22 protein-coding genes are annotated in these 21,269 nt (G+C 72.2%); 6 read left to right on the plus strand and 16 right to left on the minus strand.

The annotated features are described in order from the left end of the window. Nucleotides 1-319: 319 nt before the first annotated feature. From rpsO to JYA75_RS20075, 3 genes are all read right to left on the minus strand, one after another. Nucleotides 320-589 carry a 30S ribosomal protein S15 gene (gene rpsO, locus JYA75_RS20065; RefSeq protein WP_003935677.1) on the minus strand — a complete coding sequence of 90 codons (270 nt, stop codon included), beginning with the start codon at nucleotides 587-589 and terminating at the stop codon, nucleotides 320-322. A 133-nt stretch (nucleotides 590-722) separates the two neighbouring features. Next, nucleotides 723-2,150 (minus strand): wax ester/triacylglycerol synthase domain-containing protein, encoded by a 1,428-nt coding sequence (locus JYA75_RS20070; RefSeq protein ID WP_006948315.1) that lies wholly within the window; start codon nucleotides 2,148-2,150, stop codon nucleotides 723-725. Between the two features lie 46 nt (nucleotides 2,151-2,196). Beyond that, a complete protein-coding gene (locus JYA75_RS20075) occupies nucleotides 2,197-3,168 on the minus strand; it encodes a bifunctional riboflavin kinase/FAD synthetase (RefSeq protein WP_006948316.1) in 972 nt (323 codons plus the stop codon). Between the two features lie 95 nt (nucleotides 3,169-3,263). On the opposite strand from JYA75_RS20075, the gene JYA75_RS20080 reads away from it, so the two are divergent. Genes JYA75_RS20080 through JYA75_RS20095 form a run of 4 tightly spaced genes read left to right on the plus strand, consistent with a single transcriptional unit; the run spans nucleotide 3,264 to nucleotide 6,534 of the window. Beyond that, a complete protein-coding gene (locus tag JYA75_RS20080; RefSeq protein ID WP_006948318.1) occupies nucleotides 3,264-4,175 on the plus strand; it encodes a metal ABC transporter substrate-binding protein in 912 nt (303 codons plus the stop codon). Continuing rightward, nucleotides 4,172-4,939 carry a metal ABC transporter ATP-binding protein gene (locus JYA75_RS20085; protein ID WP_043798232.1) on the plus strand — a complete coding sequence of 256 codons (768 nt, stop codon included), beginning with the start codon at nucleotides 4,172-4,174 and terminating at the stop codon, nucleotides 4,937-4,939. Before JYA75_RS20080 ends, JYA75_RS20085 begins: the two co-directional genes overlap by 4 nt. Further along, nucleotides 4,936-5,823 (plus strand): metal ABC transporter permease, encoded by an 888-nt coding sequence (locus JYA75_RS20090; protein WP_043798236.1) that lies wholly within the window; start codon nucleotides 4,936-4,938, stop codon nucleotides 5,821-5,823. The genes JYA75_RS20085 and JYA75_RS20090 overlap by 4 nt, the downstream gene beginning before the upstream one ends. Nucleotides 5,824-5,859: 36 nt before the next feature. Next, entirely contained in the window at nucleotides 5,860-6,534 is a 675-nt protein-coding gene (locus JYA75_RS20095; RefSeq protein ID WP_029543295.1) for a metal-dependent transcriptional regulator, read from the plus strand. Between the two features lie 57 nt (nucleotides 6,535-6,591). On the opposite strand, the gene truB is transcribed toward JYA75_RS20095, so the two are convergent. From truB to rimP, 11 genes are all read right to left on the minus strand, one after another. Continuing rightward, nucleotides 6,592-7,500 carry a tRNA pseudouridine(55) synthase TruB gene (gene truB / locus JYA75_RS20100; RefSeq protein ID WP_029543293.1) on the minus strand — a complete coding sequence of 303 codons (909 nt, stop codon included), beginning with the start codon at nucleotides 7,498-7,500 and terminating at the stop codon, nucleotides 6,592-6,594. 38 nt (nucleotides 7,501-7,538) lie between these two features. Continuing rightward, complete coding sequence (gene npt / locus JYA75_RS20105) at nucleotides 7,539-8,246, minus strand: 4'-phosphopantetheinyl transferase Npt (RefSeq protein WP_037200816.1); 708 nt, start codon at nucleotides 8,244-8,246, stop codon at nucleotides 7,539-7,541. Then, nucleotides 8,243-9,199 (minus strand): metallophosphoesterase, encoded by a 957-nt coding sequence (locus JYA75_RS20110; RefSeq protein WP_006948334.1) that lies wholly within the window; start codon nucleotides 9,197-9,199, stop codon nucleotides 8,243-8,245. Before JYA75_RS20110 ends, npt begins: the two co-directional genes overlap by 4 nt. Next, the gene (locus tag JYA75_RS20115) at nucleotides 9,196-10,530 is read right to left on the minus strand and encodes an MATE family efflux transporter (RefSeq protein ID WP_051359251.1); all 1,335 of its coding nucleotides are present in this window, start codon (nucleotides 10,528-10,530) and stop codon (nucleotides 9,196-9,198) included. Before JYA75_RS20115 ends, JYA75_RS20110 begins: the two co-directional genes overlap by 4 nt. Nucleotides 10,531-10,616: 86 nt before the next feature. Next, nucleotides 10,617-11,600, minus strand: coding sequence for a bifunctional oligoribonuclease/PAP phosphatase NrnA (locus JYA75_RS20120; RefSeq protein WP_037200813.1), 984 nt, complete (start codon nucleotides 11,598-11,600; stop codon nucleotides 10,617-10,619). 7 nt (nucleotides 11,601-11,607) lie between these two features. Next, nucleotides 11,608-12,066 carry a 30S ribosome-binding factor RbfA gene (gene rbfA / locus JYA75_RS20125; protein ID WP_029543285.1) on the minus strand — a complete coding sequence of 153 codons (459 nt, stop codon included), beginning with the start codon at nucleotides 12,064-12,066 and terminating at the stop codon, nucleotides 11,608-11,610. A 60-nt stretch (nucleotides 12,067-12,126) separates the two neighbouring features. Further along, entirely contained in the window at nucleotides 12,127-12,417 is a 291-nt protein-coding gene (locus JYA75_RS20130) for a DUF503 domain-containing protein (protein ID WP_029543284.1), read from the minus strand. A 105-nt stretch (nucleotides 12,418-12,522) separates the two neighbouring features. Further along, a complete protein-coding gene (infB, locus tag JYA75_RS20135) occupies nucleotides 12,523-15,447 on the minus strand; it encodes a translation initiation factor IF-2 (protein WP_185712710.1) in 2,925 nt (974 codons plus the stop codon). A gap of 150 nt (nucleotides 15,448-15,597) precedes the next feature. Continuing rightward, complete coding sequence (locus JYA75_RS20140; RefSeq protein ID WP_080688557.1) at nucleotides 15,598-15,918, minus strand: YlxR family protein; 321 nt, start codon at nucleotides 15,916-15,918, stop codon at nucleotides 15,598-15,600. Nucleotides 15,919-15,962: 44 nt separating this feature from the next. After that, nucleotides 15,963-16,991 carry a transcription termination factor NusA gene (nusA, locus tag JYA75_RS20145; RefSeq protein WP_006937408.1) on the minus strand — a complete coding sequence of 343 codons (1,029 nt, stop codon included), beginning with the start codon at nucleotides 16,989-16,991 and terminating at the stop codon, nucleotides 15,963-15,965. Continuing rightward, nucleotides 16,988-17,596 (minus strand): ribosome maturation factor RimP, encoded by a 609-nt coding sequence (gene rimP / locus JYA75_RS20150; protein WP_006937409.1) that lies wholly within the window; start codon nucleotides 17,594-17,596, stop codon nucleotides 16,988-16,990. The genes nusA and rimP overlap by 4 nt, the downstream gene beginning before the upstream one ends. A gap of 164 nt (nucleotides 17,597-17,760) precedes the next feature. Here rimP and JYA75_RS20155 point away from each other — a divergent pair, with 164 nt between their 5' ends. Together JYA75_RS20155 and JYA75_RS20160 are read left to right on the plus strand one after the other, a co-directional pair. Further along, the gene (locus JYA75_RS20155; protein ID WP_029543274.1) at nucleotides 17,761-18,273 is read left to right on the plus strand and encodes a hypothetical protein; all 513 of its coding nucleotides are present in this window, start codon (nucleotides 17,761-17,763) and stop codon (nucleotides 18,271-18,273) included. Then, complete coding sequence (locus JYA75_RS20160) at nucleotides 18,270-18,716, plus strand: ferritin-like domain-containing protein (RefSeq protein WP_006937411.1); 447 nt, start codon at nucleotides 18,270-18,272, stop codon at nucleotides 18,714-18,716. Before JYA75_RS20155 ends, JYA75_RS20160 begins: the two co-directional genes overlap by 4 nt. A gap of 54 nt (nucleotides 18,717-18,770) precedes the next feature. Here the strand turns inward: JYA75_RS20160 and JYA75_RS20165 are convergent, their stop codons facing one another. Then, complete coding sequence (locus tag JYA75_RS20165) at nucleotides 18,771-19,427, minus strand: O-methyltransferase (RefSeq protein WP_029543269.1); 657 nt, start codon at nucleotides 19,425-19,427, stop codon at nucleotides 18,771-18,773. Between the two features lie 59 nt (nucleotides 19,428-19,486). Then, a complete protein-coding gene (locus JYA75_RS20170) occupies nucleotides 19,487-21,220 on the minus strand; it encodes a proline--tRNA ligase (RefSeq protein WP_006937413.1) in 1,734 nt (577 codons plus the stop codon). Nucleotides 21,221-21,269: the final 49 nt, after the last annotated feature.

Here is a 21,269-nt window from a genome sequence, read left to right on the forward strand (position 1 = left end):
AACCCTCGTGGCTGCGGCTGCGCACCGATCGCCCGTGCCCGCGTCTCACGGGCCGAGCGTGCGGAGGCGGTCGTCGATCGAAACCGTCCGGACCGGGTCCGGAAGGTCACTACCGAAGACCGACACCGTCGGTGCATACGGTTCCGCGGGCGGTGTCGCCGTCCGCGGGTGCCGCTGCCGGTGTCCGGTGGGCACGTCACCCACCTCCGGCCGCGCAGCGGCCAAACACCGATAGCCAACGAGGCTCAGTCTAAGCATTGCCTCGTTGGCTATCGGAAAGATCAGCGAACGCAGATCGCGTCGTCGCTTCGCCGCGCTCCTATCGGCGCAGACCCAGACGCTGGATCAGCGAACGGTAGCGGTTGACGTCGACCTTCTCGACGTACTTGAGCAGCCGGCGACGACGACCGACCAGCAGCAGCAGGCCGCGGCGGGAGTGGTGGTCGTGCTTGTGCTGCTTCAGGTGCTCGGTCAGGTCCTGGATGCGCTTGGTGAGCATCGCGACCTGCGCCTCGGGCGATCCGGTGTCGGTCTCGTGGAGGCCGTACTCGCCGAGGATCTGCTTCTTCTGCTCGGTGGTCAATGCCACTGGGATACTCCTGATCGATGACGTCCGCGCGCTTCGTGGAACGGGCCGATGCCCGTCGGTGCGGCCACCGCGAACCGCAGCACACACCAGCGGATGAGCGTACCAGAGGGGCAGGTGCCGGCCCCGGCCACCCTCAGCCGCGGGATCCGGTGCCGGATCGGCGGCCTCCGGTGGCTTCGATCACCTCGGCGAACGCCTCCTCGAGGAGGGTCGCGTACCGATCGAGATCCGGCATCAGCAGCGGCGAGCTCATGACCGTGACGGCGAACGCTTCGCCGGCCCGGCTGAAGGAGTGCACCAGACCCATCCCCGGGCGGAGGGACTGGATGCCCGCGACGAAACGGAACGTTCCGCCGTGGTAGGTCCAGCCGGTGTCGGCGCCACAGTCGACACTGGTGACCGCGGTCTCGGCGGGTGCCGCGAACCCGCCCGCCGCCGCCGCACGGTCGCGCCGGTCCGCCGCCCGGCGGTACAGCGGATACGGCACCGCGCCCGCACCCGCGAGGCGGTGCAGCACCTCGGGGGACGTCGCGACCCGCCGTTCGCCGGCGAGCGCGTCGGCCACGGCCGCCACCCGGTCGCGGGGATCGGCGACCTCGGTACACAACGGAACGATCGCGGCGGTCAGCCGATTGACGCCCAGCGCGGCACCGGCCGCGCCGACCGCGACCGGAACCGCGACGTGGGCGCCCACGACGGGCCGGCCGCGCTCGCCGAAGTAACGCTGCATCGCGAGGGACACCGCCGCCAGGCCCATGGCCGTCACGGTGTAGGTCCGGCCGACGAGACTGCCCAGGTCGGGCCGCACGATCCGGATCACCCGGTCGGGGCCGGGCGCCCCGGCGAGCACCGCTGCGGGCCGCGCCGCCGGGGACGGGACCGTCGGGGCGTCCGCGGACCGCGCCGACGCCGCGCGCCGCACCAGGACCGCGCCGAGCGTCAGGTAGCCGAGCCGCAGGTACCAGCGGGCGAAGCGCGCCACACCCGAGACCGCTGCGGCGACGTGCTGCGGTCGCGCCGCGGCCGGCGGCAGGCCGGGAACGCGCAGCGGTTGCCCGTCCGCGCCGAACAGCGCGCCGAGGAAGGCGGGCAGCGCCGAGCCTGCCATCACGGCGTGACTGACCTGCAGCACGACGACCGTCACGGTCGCGCCCGGATCGTCCGGGTCGGACACCGCGACGAAGACGTGCAGGCACCACGCGCGCCGCCGGACGTCCAGCGGGTCCGCGCACAGGTCGGCGATGGCGTCGATGCACGCGGTGAACGAGCCGCCGGCCCACTCGTGGTACTCGATGCGCTCCTCGGGCGGCAGCTGCGCCCGCACCCAGTACGGATAGTCCAGCCGGCCGGGCGCCTCGACGATCCGCCGGTCCAGCACGGTCAGCAGATGCGCCCGGGAGCGCAGGTGAGCGGACGCGTCCTCGGGGCCGCGGATCGCACCGTCCCGCTCGTCGAACACGACGAAGGCGGACCAGTCGGTCGGCCGGTCCGATTTCGACTCGTGATAGTTCGCGGCGTCCGCCCAGGTCAGGCGCGCGTGTCGCCACTGACGTATCGACACACCGGGAATTGTCCCCGATCCGGGCGGGGCCCGGACCGGAACGGCCCTAGCCGCGAGTGCGCTCGAGCACCTCGCGGGCCCGCTCGGCGTCGCGGTGCATCGCCGAGATGAGCGCCTCCACCGATTCGAACCGCTCCATGCCGCGCAGCCGCTCGACGAAGTCGACCGCGACGTGCTGGCCGTACAGGTCGGCCTCCTCGTCGAGGACGAACGCCTCCACGGTGCGGGTGCGCCCGGAGAAGGTCGGATTGGTGCCCACCGACACCGCCGCGAGGTACCGCTCCCCCGGCGTGACGGTGCCGAGCCCCCCGGTGCCCGGGCCGAGGACGGTGAACCAGCAGGCGTAGACGCCGTCCGCGGGGATGGCCGAGTACATGGGCGGCGCGACGTTCGCGGTGGGGAAGCCGAGATCGCGGCCGCGGCCGTCCCCGTGCACCACGACGCCCTCGACGCGGTGCGGGCGGCCCAGCGCGTCGGCCGCGGCGGCGACGTCGCCGGCGTCGACGCACGAGCGGATGTAGGTGGAGGAGAACGTCACCGCATGTTCGCTGAGCAAGGTCAGGCCCTGAACGGCGAAGCCGAAGCGCTCGCCGATGGTGCGCAGCAGGTCGACGTTGCCGGCGGCCTTCTTGCCGAAGGTGAAGTTCTCGCCCACGACGACCTCGGCGACGTGGAGCCGCTCGACGAGGATCTCGTGGGCGTACCGCTCCGGGGACAGCTTCATGAACTCGGGGGTGAACGGCATGACGCAGAAGACGTCGATGCCGAGCTCCTCGGCCAGTTCTGCCCGCCGCGCGAGGGTCGTGAGCTGCGCCGGGTGACTGCCCGGCCGCACGACCTCCATCGGGTGCGGGTCGAACGTCATCAGGACGCTGGCTGTGCCGCGTTCCTTCGCCGACTTCACTGCCCGCGCGATCAGCTGCTGGTGCCCGCGGTGCACACCGTCGAACACCCCGATCGTCAGGACACAACGACCCCAATCCGCGGGAATTTCGTCGAGACCTCGCCATCTCTGCACAAGCGCAGCCTACGACCCGGCGGCCGGACGGTCATCTCCGGCTCGCCCGGGGCGTCGCATGGACAACGCCGACGGCACACCGCCATAATTTCGGTATGCCGAACATTTTCGTTGGACTCCGCAAAATCGCCGTGGCGTTCGCGGCCACGGCGATCCTGGCGGGCTGCAGCTCGGCGCAGAGTTCCGACGACGACCGCCCCCTGGTGCTGACCACCTTCACGGTGCTCGCGGACATGGCCCGCAACGTCGCCGGGGAACACCTGCGGGTCGAGTCGATCACCAAGGTCGGTGCCGAGGTCCACGGCTACGAGCCCACCCCGGGCGACCTGCGCTACGCCACCCGGGCCGACCTCGTCCTCGACAACGGCCTGGGCCTCGAGCGCTGGTTCGAACAGTTCCTCGCCGACACCGACGCCGCCCACGCCGTCCTCAGCGAGGGCGTGCCGCCGCTGCCGATCGGCGAGGACGCCTACGCGGGGCGGCACAACCCGCACGCGTGGATGTCCCCGTTGGCGGCCCAGACGTACGTCGACAACATCGCCGCCGCGTTCGCCGAGCTCGACCCCGAGCACGCCTCCGACTACGCCGCCAACGCCGCGGCGTACCGCGCCGAACTGCAGGCGGTGCACGAACAGCTCGTCGCCGACCTGGCCGTGCTGCCGCCGAATCACCGAGCGCTGGTCACCTGCGAGGGCGCCTTCAGCTACCTGGCCCGCGACGCCGGCCTGAGCGAGGCGTACCTGTGGGCGGTCAACGCCGACCAGCAGGGCACCCCCCAGCAGATCGCCCGTACGGTCGACTTCGTCCGGGCCAACGCCGTGCCCGCCGTGTTCTGTGAGTCCACCGTCTCGGACAAGGCCCAGCGGCAGGTCGCCGAGGACACCGGTGCCCGGTTCGGCGGAACCCTGTACGTCGACTCGCTCTCCGAGCCGGACGGCCCCGTGCCGACCTACCTCGAGCTGCTCCGGCACGACGTCCGCACCATCACCGAAGGGCTGCGCCCATGACCGCGACACCCGCCCCCGCACTGGCCGTCTCCCGCCTGAGCGTGCACTACCGCACCGTCACCGCGCTCGACGGCGTCGACCTGACCCTCGCCACCGGCCGGGTGTGCGGGCTCGTCGGCACCAACGGCTCGGGCAAGTCGACCCTCTTCAAGGCGATCATGGGCATCGTGCGGCCGAGCGCCGGCACCGTGTCCATCGGCGGCGCCGACACCGTCACCGCCCGCAAGGCCGGAGCCGTCGCGTACGTGCCGCAGAGCGAGGCCGTCGACTGGGACTTCCCCATCAGCGTGGGCGAAGTCGTGATGACGGGCCGCTACGGCCACCAGAACTGGCTGCGCCGGCCGCGGCCTGCCGACCACGCCGCGGTCCGGGCCGCGCTCGAACGCGTCGACATGGCCGGCTACGAGCAGCGGCAGATCGGGCAGCTCTCGGGCGGTCAGCGCAAGCGGGTCTTCGTCGCCCGCGCCATCGCCCAGGGCGCTCCCCTGTTGCTGCTCGACGAGCCGTTCGCCGGGGTGGACAAGCGCACCGAGGCGGCGCTGACCGGCGTGATCCGGGACCTCGCCGGCTCCGGGCACACGATCCTCGTCGCCACCCACGACCTCGCCGGGCTGTCGACGCTGTGCGACGAGGCCGCGCTGCTGCAGCGTCGCATCCTCGTGCACGGCGCCCCGGAGGAGGTGCTCCGGCCGGAGAACCTCGCCCGCGCCTTCGGCGTCGACCCGCTGGTGCCGACCCCTTACGTTCCCCAGGAGGCGCGGTGAACCTCGTCGAACTGATCGTCGAACCGCTGCAGTACGGCTTCATGCAGCGTGCGCTCGTCGTCGCGGTGGCCGCCACGGTCGTGTGTGCCCTGCTCAGCTGCTGGCTCGTCCTCATCGGCTGGTCGCTGATGGGCGACGCCGTCTCCCACGCCGTGCTGCCGGGGGTGGTGCTGGCCTACCTGGTGGGGGCACCGTTCGCCCTGGGCGCGTTGCTGTTCGCCGGGGCCGCCGTCGCCCTGATCGGGCTCGTGCGCAGCACCACCAAGGTCAAGGAGGACGCCGCGATCGGCGTGGTGTTCACGACGCTGTTCGCCCTCGGCGTCGTCCTGATCTCCAAGAACCCGAGCCAGGTGGACCTGCACCACGTGCTCTTCGGCAACCTGCTGGGCCTGGCCACCGAGGACATGTGGCAGGTCACCGCCCTCGCGGTGGCGGTGCTCGTCGTGCTGATCGCCAAGCGCCGCGACCTGACCCTGTTCGCGTTCGACCGGGGGCAGGCCCACGCCCTCGGGATCTCCCCGGCCCGGCTGTCCGCCCTGTTGCTCGCTCTCCTCGCGGTCACCATCGTCGCCGCCATCCAGGCCGTCGGGGTGATCCTCGTCGTGGCGATGCTGATCATCCCCGGTGCGACGGCGTACCTGCTCACCGAACGGCTGTCGCGGATGCTGGTGCTCGCCCCCACCCTGGCCGCGCTGACATCGGCGGCCGGGGTGTACGTCAGCTACTACACCGACGCCTCCACCGGCGGTGTCGTCGTCCTGGCGCAGGCCGTCGTGTTCACGGTGGCCTACCTCTTCTCGCCGCACCAGGGACTGATCACCGGGGCGCTGCGGCGGCGGGCACGGCTGCGCGACGCGGATGAATCCGCGGTGAGACTTGCCTAAGCTGTCCCCGTGGGCGAGAGAAGCGGGACGACCGAGGTGGCGACGGCGGACACGCTGACGCCGGTCGCGCAGGACTACCTCAAGATCATCTGGACCGTGCGGGAATGGTCGGGGGAGAAGGTCTCGACGAAGCTGCTCGCGGAGAAGCTCGGAGTGTCGGCGTCGACCGTCTCCGAGGCCGTCCGCAAGCTCGCCGATCAGGGCCTCGTCGACCACGCCCGCTACGGCGCGATCTCCCTCACGGACTCCGGGCGCGCCGCCGCCGTGGCCATGGTCCGCAAGCACCGTCTGCTCGAGACGTATCTGGTCCAGGAACTCGGCTACGGCTGGGACGAGGTGCACGACGAGGCCGAGGTCCTCGAGCACGCCGTCTCCGACCGGCTCGTCGCCGCCATCGACGCCAAGCTCGGCCATCCCGAGCGGGACCCGCACGGCGACCCGATCCCGGCGGACGACGGCACGATCCCCACTCCCCCGGCCCGGCAGCTCAGCGCGTTCGTCGACGGCGAGCACGGCCGCGTCGCCCGTATCTCGGACGCGGACCCGGCGATGCTGCGCTACTTCGACGACGTGGGCATAGCCCTCGACACCGACATCCGGGTCGTCGAACGCCGCGACTTCGCGGGCACCGTCTCGGTCCGCATCGGCGGCGACGGCGGCACCACGGTCGACCTCGGGCATCCCGCGGCCGACGCGATCTGGCTGGTGTAGGCGGCTGCGCCGCCGGTGTGTCCTTCGAGCGGCGGGAGCAGCCCGAAGGACACACCGCTACATGGTGGCCGGGCGCACGACGAACACTGCCGAGGCCCGCTTGCCCTTCTCCTGCAGCAGCGCCGCGGCCCGGCCGGACGGGTCGATCGCCGCGTACACGCCGGGAATCCCCACCGGATCCAGCCACCGGCCGTTCGCCAGCAGTTCCGCCTCCGCCGCGGTGACGTCGCGGCACGGGAACGCGGTGCGGACGGCTGCATCGATGTCCAGGCTCACGGTCGGGCTCTCCTCGAGCTGGGCGAGCGTGCGGGCGTGCTCGAGCCCGAACGGGCCGACCCGGGTGCGCCGCAGCGCCGTCAGGTGCGCGCCGACGCCCAGGGCGGCCCCCAGATCCCGGGCCAGCGCCCGGATGTAGGTGCCGGACGAGCACTCCACCTCGACGTCGAGATCGACGAACCCGTCCGAGGTGGTCCGCCGGGACAGCACCTCGAACCGCGAGACCGTGACCGGCCGGGCCGCGAGCTCGACGGTCTCCCCCTCGCGCATCCGGGCGTAGGCGCGCTTGCCGTCGATCTTGATCGCGCTGACGCTGGCAGGCACCTGGGAGATCTCCCCCGTGAGCGCGGCAACGGCCGCCGCGATCGCCTCGTCCGCGACGGCGGAGGCGTCGGTGGTCGCGAGCACCTCACCCTCGGCGTCGTCGGTGACGGTGCTCTGCCCGAGCCGGATCGTCGCCGAATACGCCTTGGTGGTGAGGGCGAGCAGGCCCAGCATCTTCGTCGCGCGCTCCACCCCGAGCACGAGCACGCCCGTCGCCATCGGGTCGAGGGTGCCGGCATGACCGACCTTGCGGGTGCCGAGCAGCCGCCGGCAGCGGGCCACCACGTCGTGGCTGGTCATACCCGGGTCCTTGTCGACGACGAGCAGGCCGGCACGGGCGAGGGCGGGGTTCTCGGAGGCAGACACGGGGCCCGATTCTGCCACCTGCCGCGGCGGCCCCGGTGTCAGTGCACGACGATCGCGGTGAGCACCAGCCCGTCGGCGATCAACCACCGCCCGTCGAACGCCGACAGCGGCGCACCGTCGCGGGTGTCGCCGGGTACGAGCAGGTCGGAACGGAACGTGCCCGACGCGGCCGCGCTCGGTACGGCGGCCGCGCCGTCGCGCTCGAACGTGATGTGGGCGTCCTCGAAGCCCAGCCAGCGCCCGGTGAGCGGGAACCACGCCTTGTAGGTGGCCTCCTTCGCGCAGAAGAGCAGGCGGTCCCAGTGCAGGCTCGGCTCGGTGCCGGCGAGCCAGGTGCGCTCCTGCGGCAGGGACACCGCCTCGAGCACCCCGTCGGGCAGGGGACCGTGCGGCTCCGCGTCGATCCCCAGCGACCGCACCTGCAGCGCGTAGGCCAGGACGGCGCCGCGGTAACCGTCGCAGTGGGTGAGGCTGCCGACGACTCCCCGCGGCCATACGGGCGCCCCCTTGTCGCCCTTGAGCACCGGCCCGGGCTCCATCCCGAGCTGCCGCATGGCGAGCCGCGCGCAGTGCCGCGCCCCCGCGAACTCCCGTCGCCGCTTGTCCACCGCACGGGCGACGAGCGCCTCCTCCTGCGGGTGCGGTCGCAGGCCGGGCGGGTCCTCGAACAACTCCGCGGCGGCGATGCCGTCGGGCAGGATCCGGGTGATCAGCCCGGTGCGGGTCGAGGTCGTCGGGTCGGTCATCGCAGCTCCCCAGTGCGCGTGTTCTGTGCAGCGCGCTCAGCGCGCATCTTCTCGACTTCGGCTTCCATCTCGGGGGTCACCCGGAAGTGCCCGCCCCACTTGTTCAGCGATCCCGGCGGATACTCCGGCACCGGCAGGATCTGGCGCAGCAGCGGCTCGGGCAGACCCCGGCGCTGCCATTCCCGTGGGTAGCCGAGGGAGACCTCCTCGAAGCGGACGCCGTCGTAGTACGTGGTGCGCGGGATGTGCAGGTGTCCGTACACGGCGCACAACGCGCGGTAGCGCAGGTGCCAATCGGCGGTCTCGGTGGTGCCACACCAGAGGGAGAACTCCGGGTAGAACAGCATCCGGGTGGGTTCGCGGACCAGTGGGAAGTGGTTGATCAGCACCGTCGGCAGCGCCGGGTCGAGGGCGTCGAGGCGCTTGCGGGTGTCGTCGAGCCGCACGCGGCACCACACGTCGCGGGTGACGTACGGGTCGGGTGAGAGGAGGAACTCGTCGGTGGCGACGACGTTGCGTTCGCGGGCGAGCGCCAGGCCCTCGGCCTTCGTCGTGGTGCCCTCGGGCAGGAACGAGTAGTCGTAGAGCAGGAACATCGGCACGAGCGTCACCGGCCCGCCCTCCCCGTGCCACACGGGATACGGGTCCTCCGGGGTGAGCACGTCGAGTTCGCGGCACATCGTCACGAGGTAGTCGTACCGGGCGGCGCCGTGCATCTGCACCGGGTCCTTGGCGGTGGTCCACAGCTCGTGGTTGCCGGGAACCCAGATCACCTTGGCGAAACGGCTGCGCAGCAGCGACAGCGCCCAGCGGATGTCGTCGGACTTCTCGGCGACGTCGCCGGCGACGATCAACCAGTCGTCCGGGGATTCGGGGTGCAGATCCTCGGTGACGGGGCGATTGCCTCGATGCCCGACGTGGATGTCGCTGACCGCCCAGAGTTTCCCCGTCACCGGTCCTGCCCTTCTGTCTCGTCCCGTACCGTCTCGCGCCGGATCTGCCGGTCCGCACCGGCGACGGCCCACCGCCCCGACCGGGTCCGCCAGACCACGGCCGCCATGCGGAACACGATGAACACCGTAAGCCCCGTCCAGATACCCGCGAGCCCCCAGCCCCACACCAGCGAGCACCAGACGACGGGCAGGAAGCCGAACAGCGCGGACGCGAGCGTGGCGGTGCGCAGGAAGGCGGCGTCACCGGCGCCGAGCAGCACCCCGTCGAGCGCGAACACCACTCCGGCGGCGGGCATGAGCGCGACGAAGAACCACCAGGCGACGTCGATCTGCTCGAGGACCGCCGGGTCGTCGGTGAACAGCGCCGGGATCACGTCGCCGCCGAGCAGGAACGCCAGGGCCAGGCCGGCGGCGAACACCGTGGACCAGGCGGTGATCCGCCAGGCCAGGCGCTTCGCGCCGGACCGGGCCCCCGCCCCGAGCGCCGCACCCACCAGGGCCTGCGCGGCGACGGCGAGCGAGTCGAGGGTGAGCGCGACGAAGTTCCACAGCTGCAGCACCACCTGGTGCGCCGCGACGGCCGCGGCACCGAAGCGGGCCGCCACCGCGGCCGCGGACAGGAAGCACGCCTGGAAGGCGAGGCTGCGGGCGATCAGATCGCGGCCGAGGCGCAACTGCGCCACGATCACCGCGCGACGAGGCCGCAGCGGCACACCGGCCCGGAGCAGTGCCCCGACGAACAGGGCCGCGGAGACACCCTGTCCGGCGACGTTGGCGACGGCGGAACCGGCGAGTTCCCAGCGGGGGGCGCCGAGCAGGCCGTGCACGAGCACCGGGCACAGCACCGCCGAGAGCGCGAGCCCGGCGAGCACGTACCGCAGCGGGCGGGCGGTGTCCTGCACGCCTCGCATCCAGCCGTTGCCGGCGAGCCCGACGAGGATCAGCGGTGCGCCGAACAGGGCGACCCGCAGCCACGACACTGCGGCGTCGGCGATCTCCGGGTCCCCGGCGATCAGCGCGGCCACCGGTTCCGCCAGTACCTGCCCGACGAGCAGGATCGCGGTGCCGACACCGAGCGCGAGCCAGGTGGCCTGCACACCCTCGGCGACGGCGGCGTCACGCCGGCCGGCGCCGTGGAGGCGGGCGGCGCGGGCCGTGGTCCCGTAGGACAGGAAGGTCAGCTGGGTGCTGACCTGGGCGAGGACGAGGCCGCCGATGGCGAGGCCCGCGAGCGCGAGCGCGCCGAGCCGGCCGACGACGGCGATGTCGAACAGGAGGTACAGCGGCTCGGCGGCGAGCACCCCGAGGGCCGGCACCGCGAGCCCGAGGATGCGCCGGGCGGTGGCCTCGGGGACGACGTGCGGGGGCGCGTCCGGTTCCGGGCCGGCGGTGTCCCGCGGTTGCGGCGCCGGCACCGTCAGTCCAGGGCCGCGCGCAGCGCCGTGACGACCCGGTCGCGGTCGCCGTACGCGGTGTATCCGGATGCGAACCGATGCCCACCTCCGCCGAGGGCGGTGGCGGCGACGGAGACGTCGACGGCGTTCTTCGAGCGCAGCGATACCGTCCACACGTCCGGGCCGCACTCCTTGAACACGGCGGCGACCTCCGCTTCGGCGGTGGTCCGGACGATGTCGATGACGCTTTCGACCTCCTCGGCGCCGAGGTGCGCCGAATCGGCGCGCAGCACCGTCGCGTGGACGAGTCCGCGTCCGCCGGCGGCGTCGGGAACGAGCGTCGCCGACGCGAGCACCCGCGACAGCATCGGCAGCCACCCGAAGGGGTGCGTGTCGAGGAGCCGTCGCGTGATGGCGGCCCCGTCGATGCCGGTGGCCAGCAGGCGCTCGGCCAGACGGTGTCCCCCGGCGCGTCCCCACCGGAACGAGCCGGTGTCGGTGACCAGCCCCGCGTACAGGCAGTGGGCGAGGTCCGCGTCGATCTCCACGCCCCACTCGTCGAACAGCTCGGCGAGCACGGCGGTGGTGGATTCGGCGGCCTCGTCGATCAGATTGTGGGTGCCGAACCGGGTGTTGGAGCGGTGGTGGTCGATCACCAGGGTGTGCTTCGCGCCTGCCAGCCGGTCCGCGAGATGCCCGAGCCGGCCGGCCGTGCCGCAGTCCACGGTGACGAGCAGGTCGACCTCGCGGCGCACCTGCCCGGCGGGCACCCGCAGGTGCCCGCCGGGCAGGTCGCGCATCGACGCCGGGACGGCGGCCGGCGACGCGAACGCCACCTGCACCGGAATGCCGCGCCGCTCGAGCACCGTGCCGAGTGCCAGGCCGCTGGCGAAGGTGTCGGCGTCGGGCTGGACGTGGCAGAGGATCGTCACCGAGGTGGCGTCCTCGAGGAGCGCGACGGCGTCGCGCAGATCGACCGCCGTGGCGGCCTGGATCGACTCGGCCATCGGTGCGCTACAGGTCGTCACCGTCGTCGGGACGCACCCGTGGTTCCTTGTAGGGATCCGGCTCGCCGGCGGGAGCGGCGCCCTCGCGGGCCTTGGCGAGTTCCTCGTCGGCGGCCCGTGCCCGTTCGAGGAGTTCCTCCATGTGCCGGGCGGTGTCCGGCACGGTGTCGGTGACGAAGGTCAGGGTGGGGGTGAACCGCACCCCGGTGCCCGCCCCGACCTTCGAGCGCAGCACGCCCTTGGCCTTCTCCAGGCCTGCGGCGGCCGCGGCCAGGTCGGGTTCGGTGTCCAGGTCCTCGCCGCGGACCGTGTAGTAGACGGTGGCGTCGTGCAGATCTGCGGTGACCTTCGCATCGGTCACGGTGACGAACGCCAGCCGCGGATCCTTGATCTCGTGATCGATGGCCGTGGCGACGATCGTGGCGATGCGCTTGGCCAGTCGACGTGCCCGTGCTGGATCGGCCATGTCAGTCGGTTCCTCTCCCCGGCCGCCGGCGGCGACCACATGTTTGTTCCACCGGTCCGGTCAGTCCTCCGGACCGAAAATTCTTCGCCGCACGGAGAGCAGCTGCAACTCCGGGCGGCCGGCGACGAGCCGCTCGCACGTGTCGAGCACCTCGTTGAGATAGGGCACCGCCGATGCGGCCACCGCCACGCCGATCTCGGCGCGACGGTAGAGGTCCTGGTCGCCGGTCTCGGCGGCGCTGACCGCCATCCGCCGCAGCTCGGCGAGGACGGGCCGGATCACGGACCGCTTCTGCTTGAGCGAGCGCACGTCACCGAGCAGGACGTCCAGTTCCAGTGCCCCGAGATACATCCACCCTCCGGTGTCGTCCGGTGCCGGTCCTCCGGCACGCCGACGGCGGCGGGCGATCATCTCGCCCACCGCCGCCGACGAGGCCGTCGGTTGTGTCCGGCTGCGTCAGTCGCGCGGCTTCTCGCGCAGCTCGTACGCCTCGATCACGTCACCGATCTTGATGTCGGAGTAGGTGACCGTCAGACCGCACTCGAAGCCTTCCCGCACCTCGGTCACATCGTCCTTCTCGCGCCGCAGCGACGAGATGGTGACCGTCTCGGCGACCACGTTGTTGTCGCGGAGCAGACGGGCCTTCGCATTGCGCTTGACGACACCCGACTGGACCATGCAGCCCGCGATGTTGCCGACCTTGGACGACTTGAAGATCGCCCGGATCTCGGCGCGGCCGAGCTCGACCTCCTCGTAGATCGGCTTGAGCATGCCCTTGAGGGCCTTCTCCACCTCGTCGATCGCCTGGTAGATGATCGAGTAGTAGCGGATGTCGACGCCCTCGCGGTTGGCGAGCTCGGTGGCCTTGCCCTCGGCGCGGACGTTGAAGCCGATGATCACGGCGTTCGACGCGGCGGCCAGGTTGACGTTGGTCTCGGTGACACCACCGACACCGCGGTCGATGACCCGCAGGCGCACCTCGTCGCCGACCTCGATGCCCATGAGGGCCTCCTCGAGGGCTTCGACCGTACCGGCGTTGTCGCCCTTGAGGATGAGGTTGAGCTCGTTGTGCTCCTTGAGCGCGGCATCGAGGTCCTCGAGGCTGATCCGCTTGCGGCTCTTGGCGGCCAGCGCGTTGCGCTTGCGCGCATTGCGGCGGTCCGCGATCTGCCGTGCGATGCGGTCCTCCTCGACGACGACGAGGTTGTCACCGGCGCCGGGCACCGACGTGAAGCCGATGACCTGGACCGGACGCGACGGGAACGCCTCGAGGACGTCGTCGCCGTGCTCGTCCACCATTCGGCGGACACGGCCGTACGCGTCGCCCGCGACGATCGAGTCGCCCACGCGCAGCGTGCCGCGCTGGACCAGGACGGTGGCCACGGGGCCGCGGCCGCGGTCGAGGTGCGCCTCGATCGCGACGCCCTGCGCCTCCATGTCCGGGTTGGCCCGCAGGTCGAGGGACGCGTCCGCGGTGAGCAGCACGGCCTCGAGCAGCTGGTCGATGTTCAGGCCCTGCTTCGCCGAGATGTCGACGAACATGGTGTCGCCGCCGTACTCCTCGGTGACCAGTCCGTACTCGGTGAGCTGCTGGCGGATCTTCTGGGGGTTCGCACCCTCCTTGTCGATCTTGTTCACCGCGACCACGATCGGCACGTCCGCAGCCTGCGCGTGGTTGATCGCCTCCACCGTCTGCGGCATGACGCCGTCGTCGGCCGCGACCACGAGGATCGCGATGTCGGTCGACTTCGCGCCGCGGGCACGCATGGCGGTGAACGCCTCGTGACCCGGGGTGTCGATGAAGGTGATCAGCCGGTCTTCGCCGTTGAGGTGGGTCATCACCTGGTAGGCGCCGATGTGCTGGGTGATGCCGCCGGCCTCGCCCTCGCGGACGTTGGCCTTGCGGATCGTGTCGAGCAGGCGGGTCTTGCCGTGGTCGACGTGACCCATGACGGTCACCACCGGCGGACGCTGCACGAGGTCTTCCTCGGTGCCCTCGTCCTCGCCGTAGGTGATGTCGAACGACTCGAGCAGCTCGCGGTCCTCGTCCTCGGGGCTGACGACCTGAACGTTGTAGTTCATCTCCGAGCCGAGCAGCTCGAGGGTCTCGTCGTTCACCGACTGAGTGGCCGTGACCATCTCACCGAGGTTGAACAGCGCCTGGACCAGGGCCGACGGGTTCGCGTCGATCTTCTCCGCGAAGTCGGACAGCGACGCGCCACGGGCGAGACGGATGGTCTCGCCGTTGCCGCGCGGCAGCCGCACACCACCGACCGACGGTGCCTGCATCGAATCGTATTCCTGCCGCTTCTGCCGCTTCGACTTGCGGCCACGGCGCGGAGCGCCACCGGGACGACCGAAGGCACCCGCGGTTCCGCCGCGGCCACCACGGCCGGCGCCACCGCCACCGCCACCGGGACGACCGCGGAAACCACCGGCGGCACCGGCACCGGCACCGGCGCCGGGAGCACCGCCACCGCCACCGCGGTAACCGCCGCCGCCACCAGCGCCGGCCGGACGTCCGCCGGGCGCGCCGGGACGGCCGGGACGACCGGTCGGGCCGGGACGCGCAGCACGCTGCGGCATCGCGGCCGGGTTCGGACGCGGGGGCATCGAGCCGGGGGACGGGCGGGGACCGCCCTGGCCGGGAGCCGGACGGGGACCGCCGGGACCGGCCGCGGGGCGACCCTGACCGGGAGCCGGACGGGCACCGCCGGGACCGGCCGCGGGGCGACCCTGACCGGGAGCCGGACGGGCACCGCCGGGACCGGCCGCGGGGCGACCCTGACCGGGAACCGGACGCGGCGCGCCCGGACGCGGCGCGGGCCGCTCCGCGGGTGCGGACGAGTACGGATTGTTGCCGACGCGCGGCGGCTTCGGGCCGGGACGGGGACCGCCCGGCTTGGGGCCGGCGCTCGGAGCCTGCGGGGCCGGAGCCTGCGGGGCCGGAGCCTGCGGGGCCGGAGCCTGCGGCGCGGCCTGCGCGGCCGGAGCCTGCGGGGTGGCCGGCTTCGGGGCAGCCGGGCGCGGAGCGCCGGGCTTGGGGCCGGGTGCGGCGGGGCGCGAAGCCGGAGCCGGACTCGGCGCGGGGGTTGCGGCCTCGGACTTCGGGGCCGGGGCGGGTGCCGGCGCGGCCTGGGCGGGCGCTGCCGGACGGGGACCGGGGCGCGGCGCCCCGGGCTTGGGGGCTGCCGCCGACGGAGCTGCGCCGTCGCCGTTCGCCTTCGCGAAAGATTCGCGCAGTCGACGCGCGACCGGCGGCTCGACCGTCGAGGACGCCGACTTCACGAATTCGCCCTGTTCCTTCAAACGGGCGAGAAGTTCCTTACTGGTGACACCGAGTTCCTTGGCCAACTCGTGTACACGGGCCTTGCCTGCCACTGCTCTCCTCACTGATGAGGTCGAGCGGCTGGTGCCCGCACGACCTCGGGTTATCTCCGATGGACGTTCATCGCTGGTGCTTCACGGTGTGCTCATGAGTGCTTGTACCTGTTCTTCTCAGAGTTGGTGTCCCCGGTCCGGCGCGTATCGCTACGCCGAGTCCTCCTCGTTCCGGACCCCGACCAGCTGAACAAGCGCAGACGGGTCGATTGTTCCCGACACCCGCAGCGCTCTGCCGAATGCTCGACGCCGTTCCGCCTGACCGAGGCATTCCGGATCGGGGTGCATCCACGCGCCCCGACCGGGCATCCTCCGCCCCGGGTCCGGCACCAGCACGAAGCCTGACGGCTCCGTCGCCCGCGCCACAACCCTCAGCAGATCGGCAGCCAGCACCCGCTGCCGACACCCGACACAGGTGCGCACCGGACCGGTGCGCTCTCGGTCGACCGAGGGCAGCTCATGCTGAGCCATCGACCACTCTACCGCTGATCGGGCCGGAACCGTGCATTCCACGCCTATCTGCCTGTCGCGGGCGATCCCGCCGACGCCGGACCGCCGGCCGCGGCATCGCTGCGGATGTCGATCCGCCACCCGGTCAGCCGCGCGGCCAGCCGGGCATTCTGCCCTTCCTTGCCGATCGCGAGGGACAGCTGGTAGTCGGGAACGACGACCCGCGCGGCGCGCGCGTCGGGGTCGACGACTGTGACGGATACCACCTTCGAGGGGGACAGCGCGTTACCGACGAACTTCGCCGGATCCTCGTCGAAGTCGATGATGTCGATCTTCTCGTCACCGAGTTCGCGCATGACGTTGCGCACCCGCTGCCCCATCGGGCCGATGCACGCGCCCTTGGCGTTCAGTCCCGGCACCCGCGAATGGACGGCGATCTTGGAGCGATGGCCGGCCTCCCGCGCGACGGCGACGATCTCCACCGACCCGTCCGCGATCTCCGGCACCTCGAGGGCGAAGAGCTTGCGCACCAGGTTGGGGTGCGTCCGCGACAGGGTGATCTGCGGGCCGCGCTGCCCCCGCGACACCCCGACGACGTAGCACCGGATCCGGTCGCCGTGCTCGTACGTCTCGCCGGGCACCTGCTCGGCCGGCGGGATCAGCCCTTCGGTGCCGGTGGTCTCGGCGCCGATCTTCACCACGACCATGCCGCGGGCGTTGGCGCGGGTGTCGCGCTGGACCACGCCGGCGACGACCTCGCCCTCGTGCGTCGCGAACTCCCCGAACCGCTGCTCGTGCTCGGCATCGCGGATGCGCTGCATGATCACCTGGCGGGCGGTGGTCGCCGCGATGCGACCGAAGCCCTCCGGGGTGTCGTCCCACTCGGAGACGAGGTTGCCGTCCGCGTCGAACTCCTGCGCCATCACCCGCACGGCACCGGTCCGGCGGTCCACGTCGACGCTCGCGTGCGGCTGGTGCCCGTCGGTATGCCGGTAGGCCGTGAGCAGGGCCGTCTGGATCGTCTCGATCAGCGCATCGAACGGGATGTTCTTGTCGGCCTCGAGGACCTTCAGGGCTGCGATGTCGATATTCACTTGTCCACCTTCACTTCGTCCGTGCCGTTGTAGTCCGTGCCGCTCTCGTCGTCCGGGTCGTCGCCGTCGCCCTCGGCGATCTCGCCGGCACGCACCCGGCCGTCCGGCAGGCCGCCCGCGAGCTCGAGTTCGCGCGGATTCGGCGCGTTGAACTCCACCTCGACGACGGCGCGGCGCACCTCCGCGAGCGGGATCGCCCGCACCGAGGGCCCACTGCGGCCGGGAACGACGATCCGGACCTCGTCCCCGACGAGCTCGCCGATGCGGCCGACGATCGTCTCGTCGTCCAGTTCGATCCGGGCCTTGCGGGCCTGGGACCGGCGCCAGTGCCGCTCGCGGGTGAGCGGGCGGCCGATGCCGGGGCTGGTCACCTCGAGCACGTAGGGCGACTCGCCGAAATCGGAGACGGCGTCGAACGCCTCGGAGACCAGGGTGCTCAGGCGGGCGGCCTCGTCGAGGCTCAACCCGGCGTCGCTGTCGACGAACAGCCGCACCGTGCTGTGCTTGCCCGCAGACGTGATCACCACGTCCTCGAGGTCGTATCCCTCGCGCTCGATCGGGCCGGAGACGAGTTCGGCAATTCTCTCCGGGGGCGGCACCGGCATCGCGACAGGCTCCTCGTTCAGTTGTGATCGCAGCGGACGTCATGCCGGCGCACGAGCGGACCGGCAGGTATTCAAGGGTATCGCGCATCCGGCGCTCCCGTGACCAACCCCCCGCGGCCCGACCACCGTCGGATCCGCCCGGACCGGGCTGGCACGATGGTGCGGTGCCGACGCCCGCATCCTCACCGCCCGTGTCCCGACGCACCGTGCTGCGCTGGTCCGGCGCCGCGCTCGGCGGCGTCGGTGCGCTCGCCGTCGCCGGGTGCGGCGCCGGCACGGACGACGGCGCCGGGGAGGTCGATCCCCTGATCGCCCAGGCCGAGCGGGCGCGCGTCGACGCCGCGACCGCCGGTCTGCTCGTCGCGCTGCTCCCCGACCGGGCGGGCGCCCTGAATGCCGTCGGCGCCGAGCGCACGACCCACGCCCAGGTCCTCGACGCCGAGGTGGCCCGGCTCGCCGGGGCCGACCCGGCGTCGACCACCACGGCGTCGACCACCACGACGACGACCGTGGCCCCGGCCGCGGATCCACCCACCCTCGACCTGCTGCGCGAGCGACTGAACGGCTCCCAGCGGGCCGCCGCGGACCTGGCCCGCACCCTGCAGGGCTACCGGGCGGGCCTGCTCGCCTCGATCAGCGCCGCGTGCGCCGTGCACAAGGGGGTGCTGCTGCCGTGAGTTCACAGTCGCTGGGCGTCGAGCAGCAGGCCCTCGTGGACGCGTTGAACGCCGAGTACGCCGCGGTGTTCGGCTACGGCATCGTCGCCGCGTTCTCCAATCCCGCCCGCGCGGCCGAGGTGTCGGCGGACACCGCCGCCCACCGGGCCCGGCGCGACGCCACCACGGACGCGCTGCGGGCCGCCGCCGTCACCCCGCCCACCGCGGCCGCCGGGTACACGACGCCCTTCCCGGTGACCGACGCGGTTTCCGCCGCACAGTTGGCGGTGCAGATCGAGACCGATGTCGCGGTGGCGTGGCGCTCCGTCGTCGAGCGGGCACGCAGCGAGCACACCCGCGGGGCGGCGATCGAGGCCCTCACCGAGTCCGCGATGCGGGCGGCCCGGTGGCGCGCGAACCTCGGGGTCGTCCCGCCGTCCGTCGCGCTGCCCGGGCAGCCCTGACCTCGACCGGGACGCCGCGGCATCCGCTCGCGCCGACCGCCGCGGGCGAAGTGCTCAGTCGGTCACGACCGCTATCGCGAAGCCGTCCCAGCCCTTTGCGCCGACGGTCTGCAGCGCGGTCGCGTCGAGCCGAGGGTCGGTGGCCATGAGTTCCAGCACCTCTCGGGCGCCGCGCACCCGCTCGTCGTCGAGATCGGCGTTGGTGACCGAACCGCCGCGGATCACGTTGTCGACGACGATGACGGTGCCGGGGCGGCCGAGCCGCAGCGCCCACCGCACGTAGTGCGGGTTGTTCTCCTTGTCCGCATCGACGAACACCAGGTCGAACGGGGCCCCGCCCTCGAGGGACGGCAGGGTGTCGAGGGCGGCGCCCACCCGGATGTCGACCCGCTCCCCCACGCCGGCGCGATCGAGGTTGGCGCGCGCGACCCCGGCGTGCCGGGGCTCGTACTCGAGGGTGACCACGCGCCCGTCGTCGCCGACGGCCCGCGCGAGCCAGATGGTGGAGTACCCGCCGAGCGTGCCGATCTCGAGGATGCGCCGCGCACCGCGGATCCGCGCCAGCAGATGCAGGAACTTGCCCTGCACGGGTGCGACGTCGATCGGCGGCAGGCCCGCCGCGGCGTTCGCCGCGAGCGCGTCCTCGAGCTGAGGGTCGGCCCCGATCAGGGTGTCGGTCAGGTAGGCGTCGGTGCGCTCCCAGTCGTCCATGGCATCAGTGTGGTGCCCCGGTGGCCCGCACGCGATCCCGAGGGCCACCGGGGGTGCTACTACGCGCCGAGGATCTCCTTCAGGGCCGCATCGGCCGGCACCTCGCGGGACTCGCCGCTGAACCGGTCGCGCAGCTCGACCTTGCCGTCGGCCCAGCCGCGGCCGACGACGACGACCAGCGGCACGCCGAGCAGCTCGGAGTCCTTGAACTTCACGCCGGGCGAGGCCTTGCGATCGTCGAGCAGCACCTCGACGCCCGCCTTGTCGAGCTCGGCGGCCAGATTCTCGGCACCCTCCCGGGCCGCCTCGTCCTTGTTCGCGATCACCAGGTGCACCCCGAACGGGGCGACCTCGGCGGGCCACCGCAGGCCCTTGTCGTCGTGCTGCTGCTCGGCGATCACGGCGACGAGCCGGGAGACACCGACGCCGTAGGAACCCATGGTCGGGCGCACCGGCTTGCCGTTCTCGCCGAGCACGTCGACGGCGAAGGCGTCGGTGTACTTGCGGCCGAGCTGGAACACGTGGCCGATCTCGATGCCGCGCGCCGACACGAGCGGGCCCGCACCGTCCGGGGACGGGTCACCGTCGCGCACCTCGGCGGCCTCGATGGTCCCGTCCGGGGTGAAGTCGCGCCCGGCGACGAGTCCGACGACGTGCCTGCCGGGCTCGTCGGCGCCGGTGATCCACGACGTGCCGTTTCCGACGCGCGGATCGACGAGGTAACGAACTCCGTTGTCGAGCAACGCTTTCGGACCGATGTACCCCTTGACGAGGAACGGGTTGGCCGCGAAGTCGGCGTCCGTGAGCAGCTCGTACTCGGCCGGCTCGAGCGACGCGCCGAGCCGCTTGTCGTCGACCTCCCGGTCGCCGGGGATGCCGATGCCGAGCAGTTCCCACTCCCCGCCGGGTCGCCGCGTCTTGACGAGGATGTTCTTGAGGGTGTCGGCGGCGGTCACCGGGCGGTCGAGCGCACCGTTGGCCCACTCGACGAGAGTGTCGATGGTCGGGGTGTCCGGGGTGTCGTGCACCACCGCCTCGGGCAGCCCGTCGAACGGAACCGGCTCGGGGGCCAGGGTCTCGACGGCCTCGACGTTCGCGGCGTAGCCCGACTCGAGGCAGCGCACGTACGTGTCCTCGCCGGCGTCGCTCTCGGCGAGGAATTCCTCCGACGCGCTGCCGCCCATGGCGCCCGACGTCGCGGAGACGATCACGTACTTCACGCCGAGTCGGGCGAAGATCCGCTCGTAGGCGTCACGATGCGCCCGGTACGACTCGGCCAGGCCCTCGTCGGTGAGGTCGAAGCTGTAGGAGTCCTTCATCACGAACTCGCGGCCGCGGAGGATGCCGGCACGGGGACGTTCCTCGTCGCGGTACTTCGTCTGGATCTGGTACAGGGTGACCGGAAAATCCTTGTACGAGTTGTATTCACCCTTGACGGTGAGCGCGAACATCTCCTCGTGGGTGGGGCCGAGCAGGTAGTCGGCGCCCTTGCGGTCCTGGAGCCGGAACAACCCGTCGCCGTACTCGGTCCACCGGTTCGTGGTCTCGTAGGGGTCGCGCGGCAGCAGCGCCGGCAGCGAGATCTCCTGCCCACCGATCGCGTTCATCTCCTCGCGCACGACACGCTCGACCTGCCGCAGTACCCGCAGACCCAGCGGCAGCCACGAGTACACCCCCGGGGCGATGCGGCGGACGTAGCCGGCGCGCACGAGCAGCTTGTGGCTGGCGACCTCGGCGTCGGCCGGGTCGTCGCGGAGGGTGCGGAGAAACAGGTGCGACATGCGGGTGATCACGGGAGAGCAGCCTACCTGCCGCCCCGGAACCGACCTCGGTACGGTTACC

The sequence above is a fragment of the Rhodococcus sp. PSBB066 genome, from assembly GCF_017068255.1.
Lineage (GTDB): Bacteria > Actinomycetota > Actinomycetes > Mycobacteriales > Mycobacteriaceae > Rhodococcus > Rhodococcus aetherivorans.

Bases quoted from the DNA above. Each gene is read 5' to 3' on its own strand.
- JYA75_RS20130 (WP_029543284.1), bottom strand. From the start codon at position 12,417: ATGTATCTCGGGGCACTGGAACTGGACGTCCTGCTCGGTGACGTGCGC.
- JYA75_RS20085 (WP_043798232.1), top strand. From the start codon at position 4,172: ATGACCGCGACACCCGCCCCCGCACTGGCCGTCTCCCGCCTGAGCGTG.
- JYA75_RS20120 (WP_037200813.1), bottom strand. From the start codon at position 11,600: ATGGCCGAGTCGATCCAGGCCGCCACGGCGGTCGATCTGCGCGACGCC.
- JYA75_RS20165 (WP_029543269.1), bottom strand. From the start codon at position 19,427: ATGGACGACTGGGAGCGCACCGACGCCTACCTGACCGACACCCTGATC.
- JYA75_RS20140 (WP_080688557.1), bottom strand. From the start codon at position 15,918: ATGGCTCAGCATGAGCTGCCCTCGGTCGACCGAGAGCGCACCGGTCCG.
- JYA75_RS20080 (WP_006948318.1), top strand. From the start codon at position 3,264: ATGCCGAACATTTTCGTTGGACTCCGCAAAATCGCCGTGGCGTTCGCG.
- rbfA (WP_029543285.1), bottom strand. From the start codon at position 12,066: ATGGCCGATCCAGCACGGGCACGTCGACTGGCCAAGCGCATCGCCACG.
- npt (WP_037200816.1), bottom strand. From the start codon at position 8,246: ATGACCGACCCGACGACCTCGACCCGCACCGGGCTGATCACCCGGATC.
- rimP (WP_006937409.1), bottom strand. From the start codon at position 17,596: ATGCCGGTGCCGCCCCCGGAGAGAATTGCCGAACTCGTCTCCGGCCCG.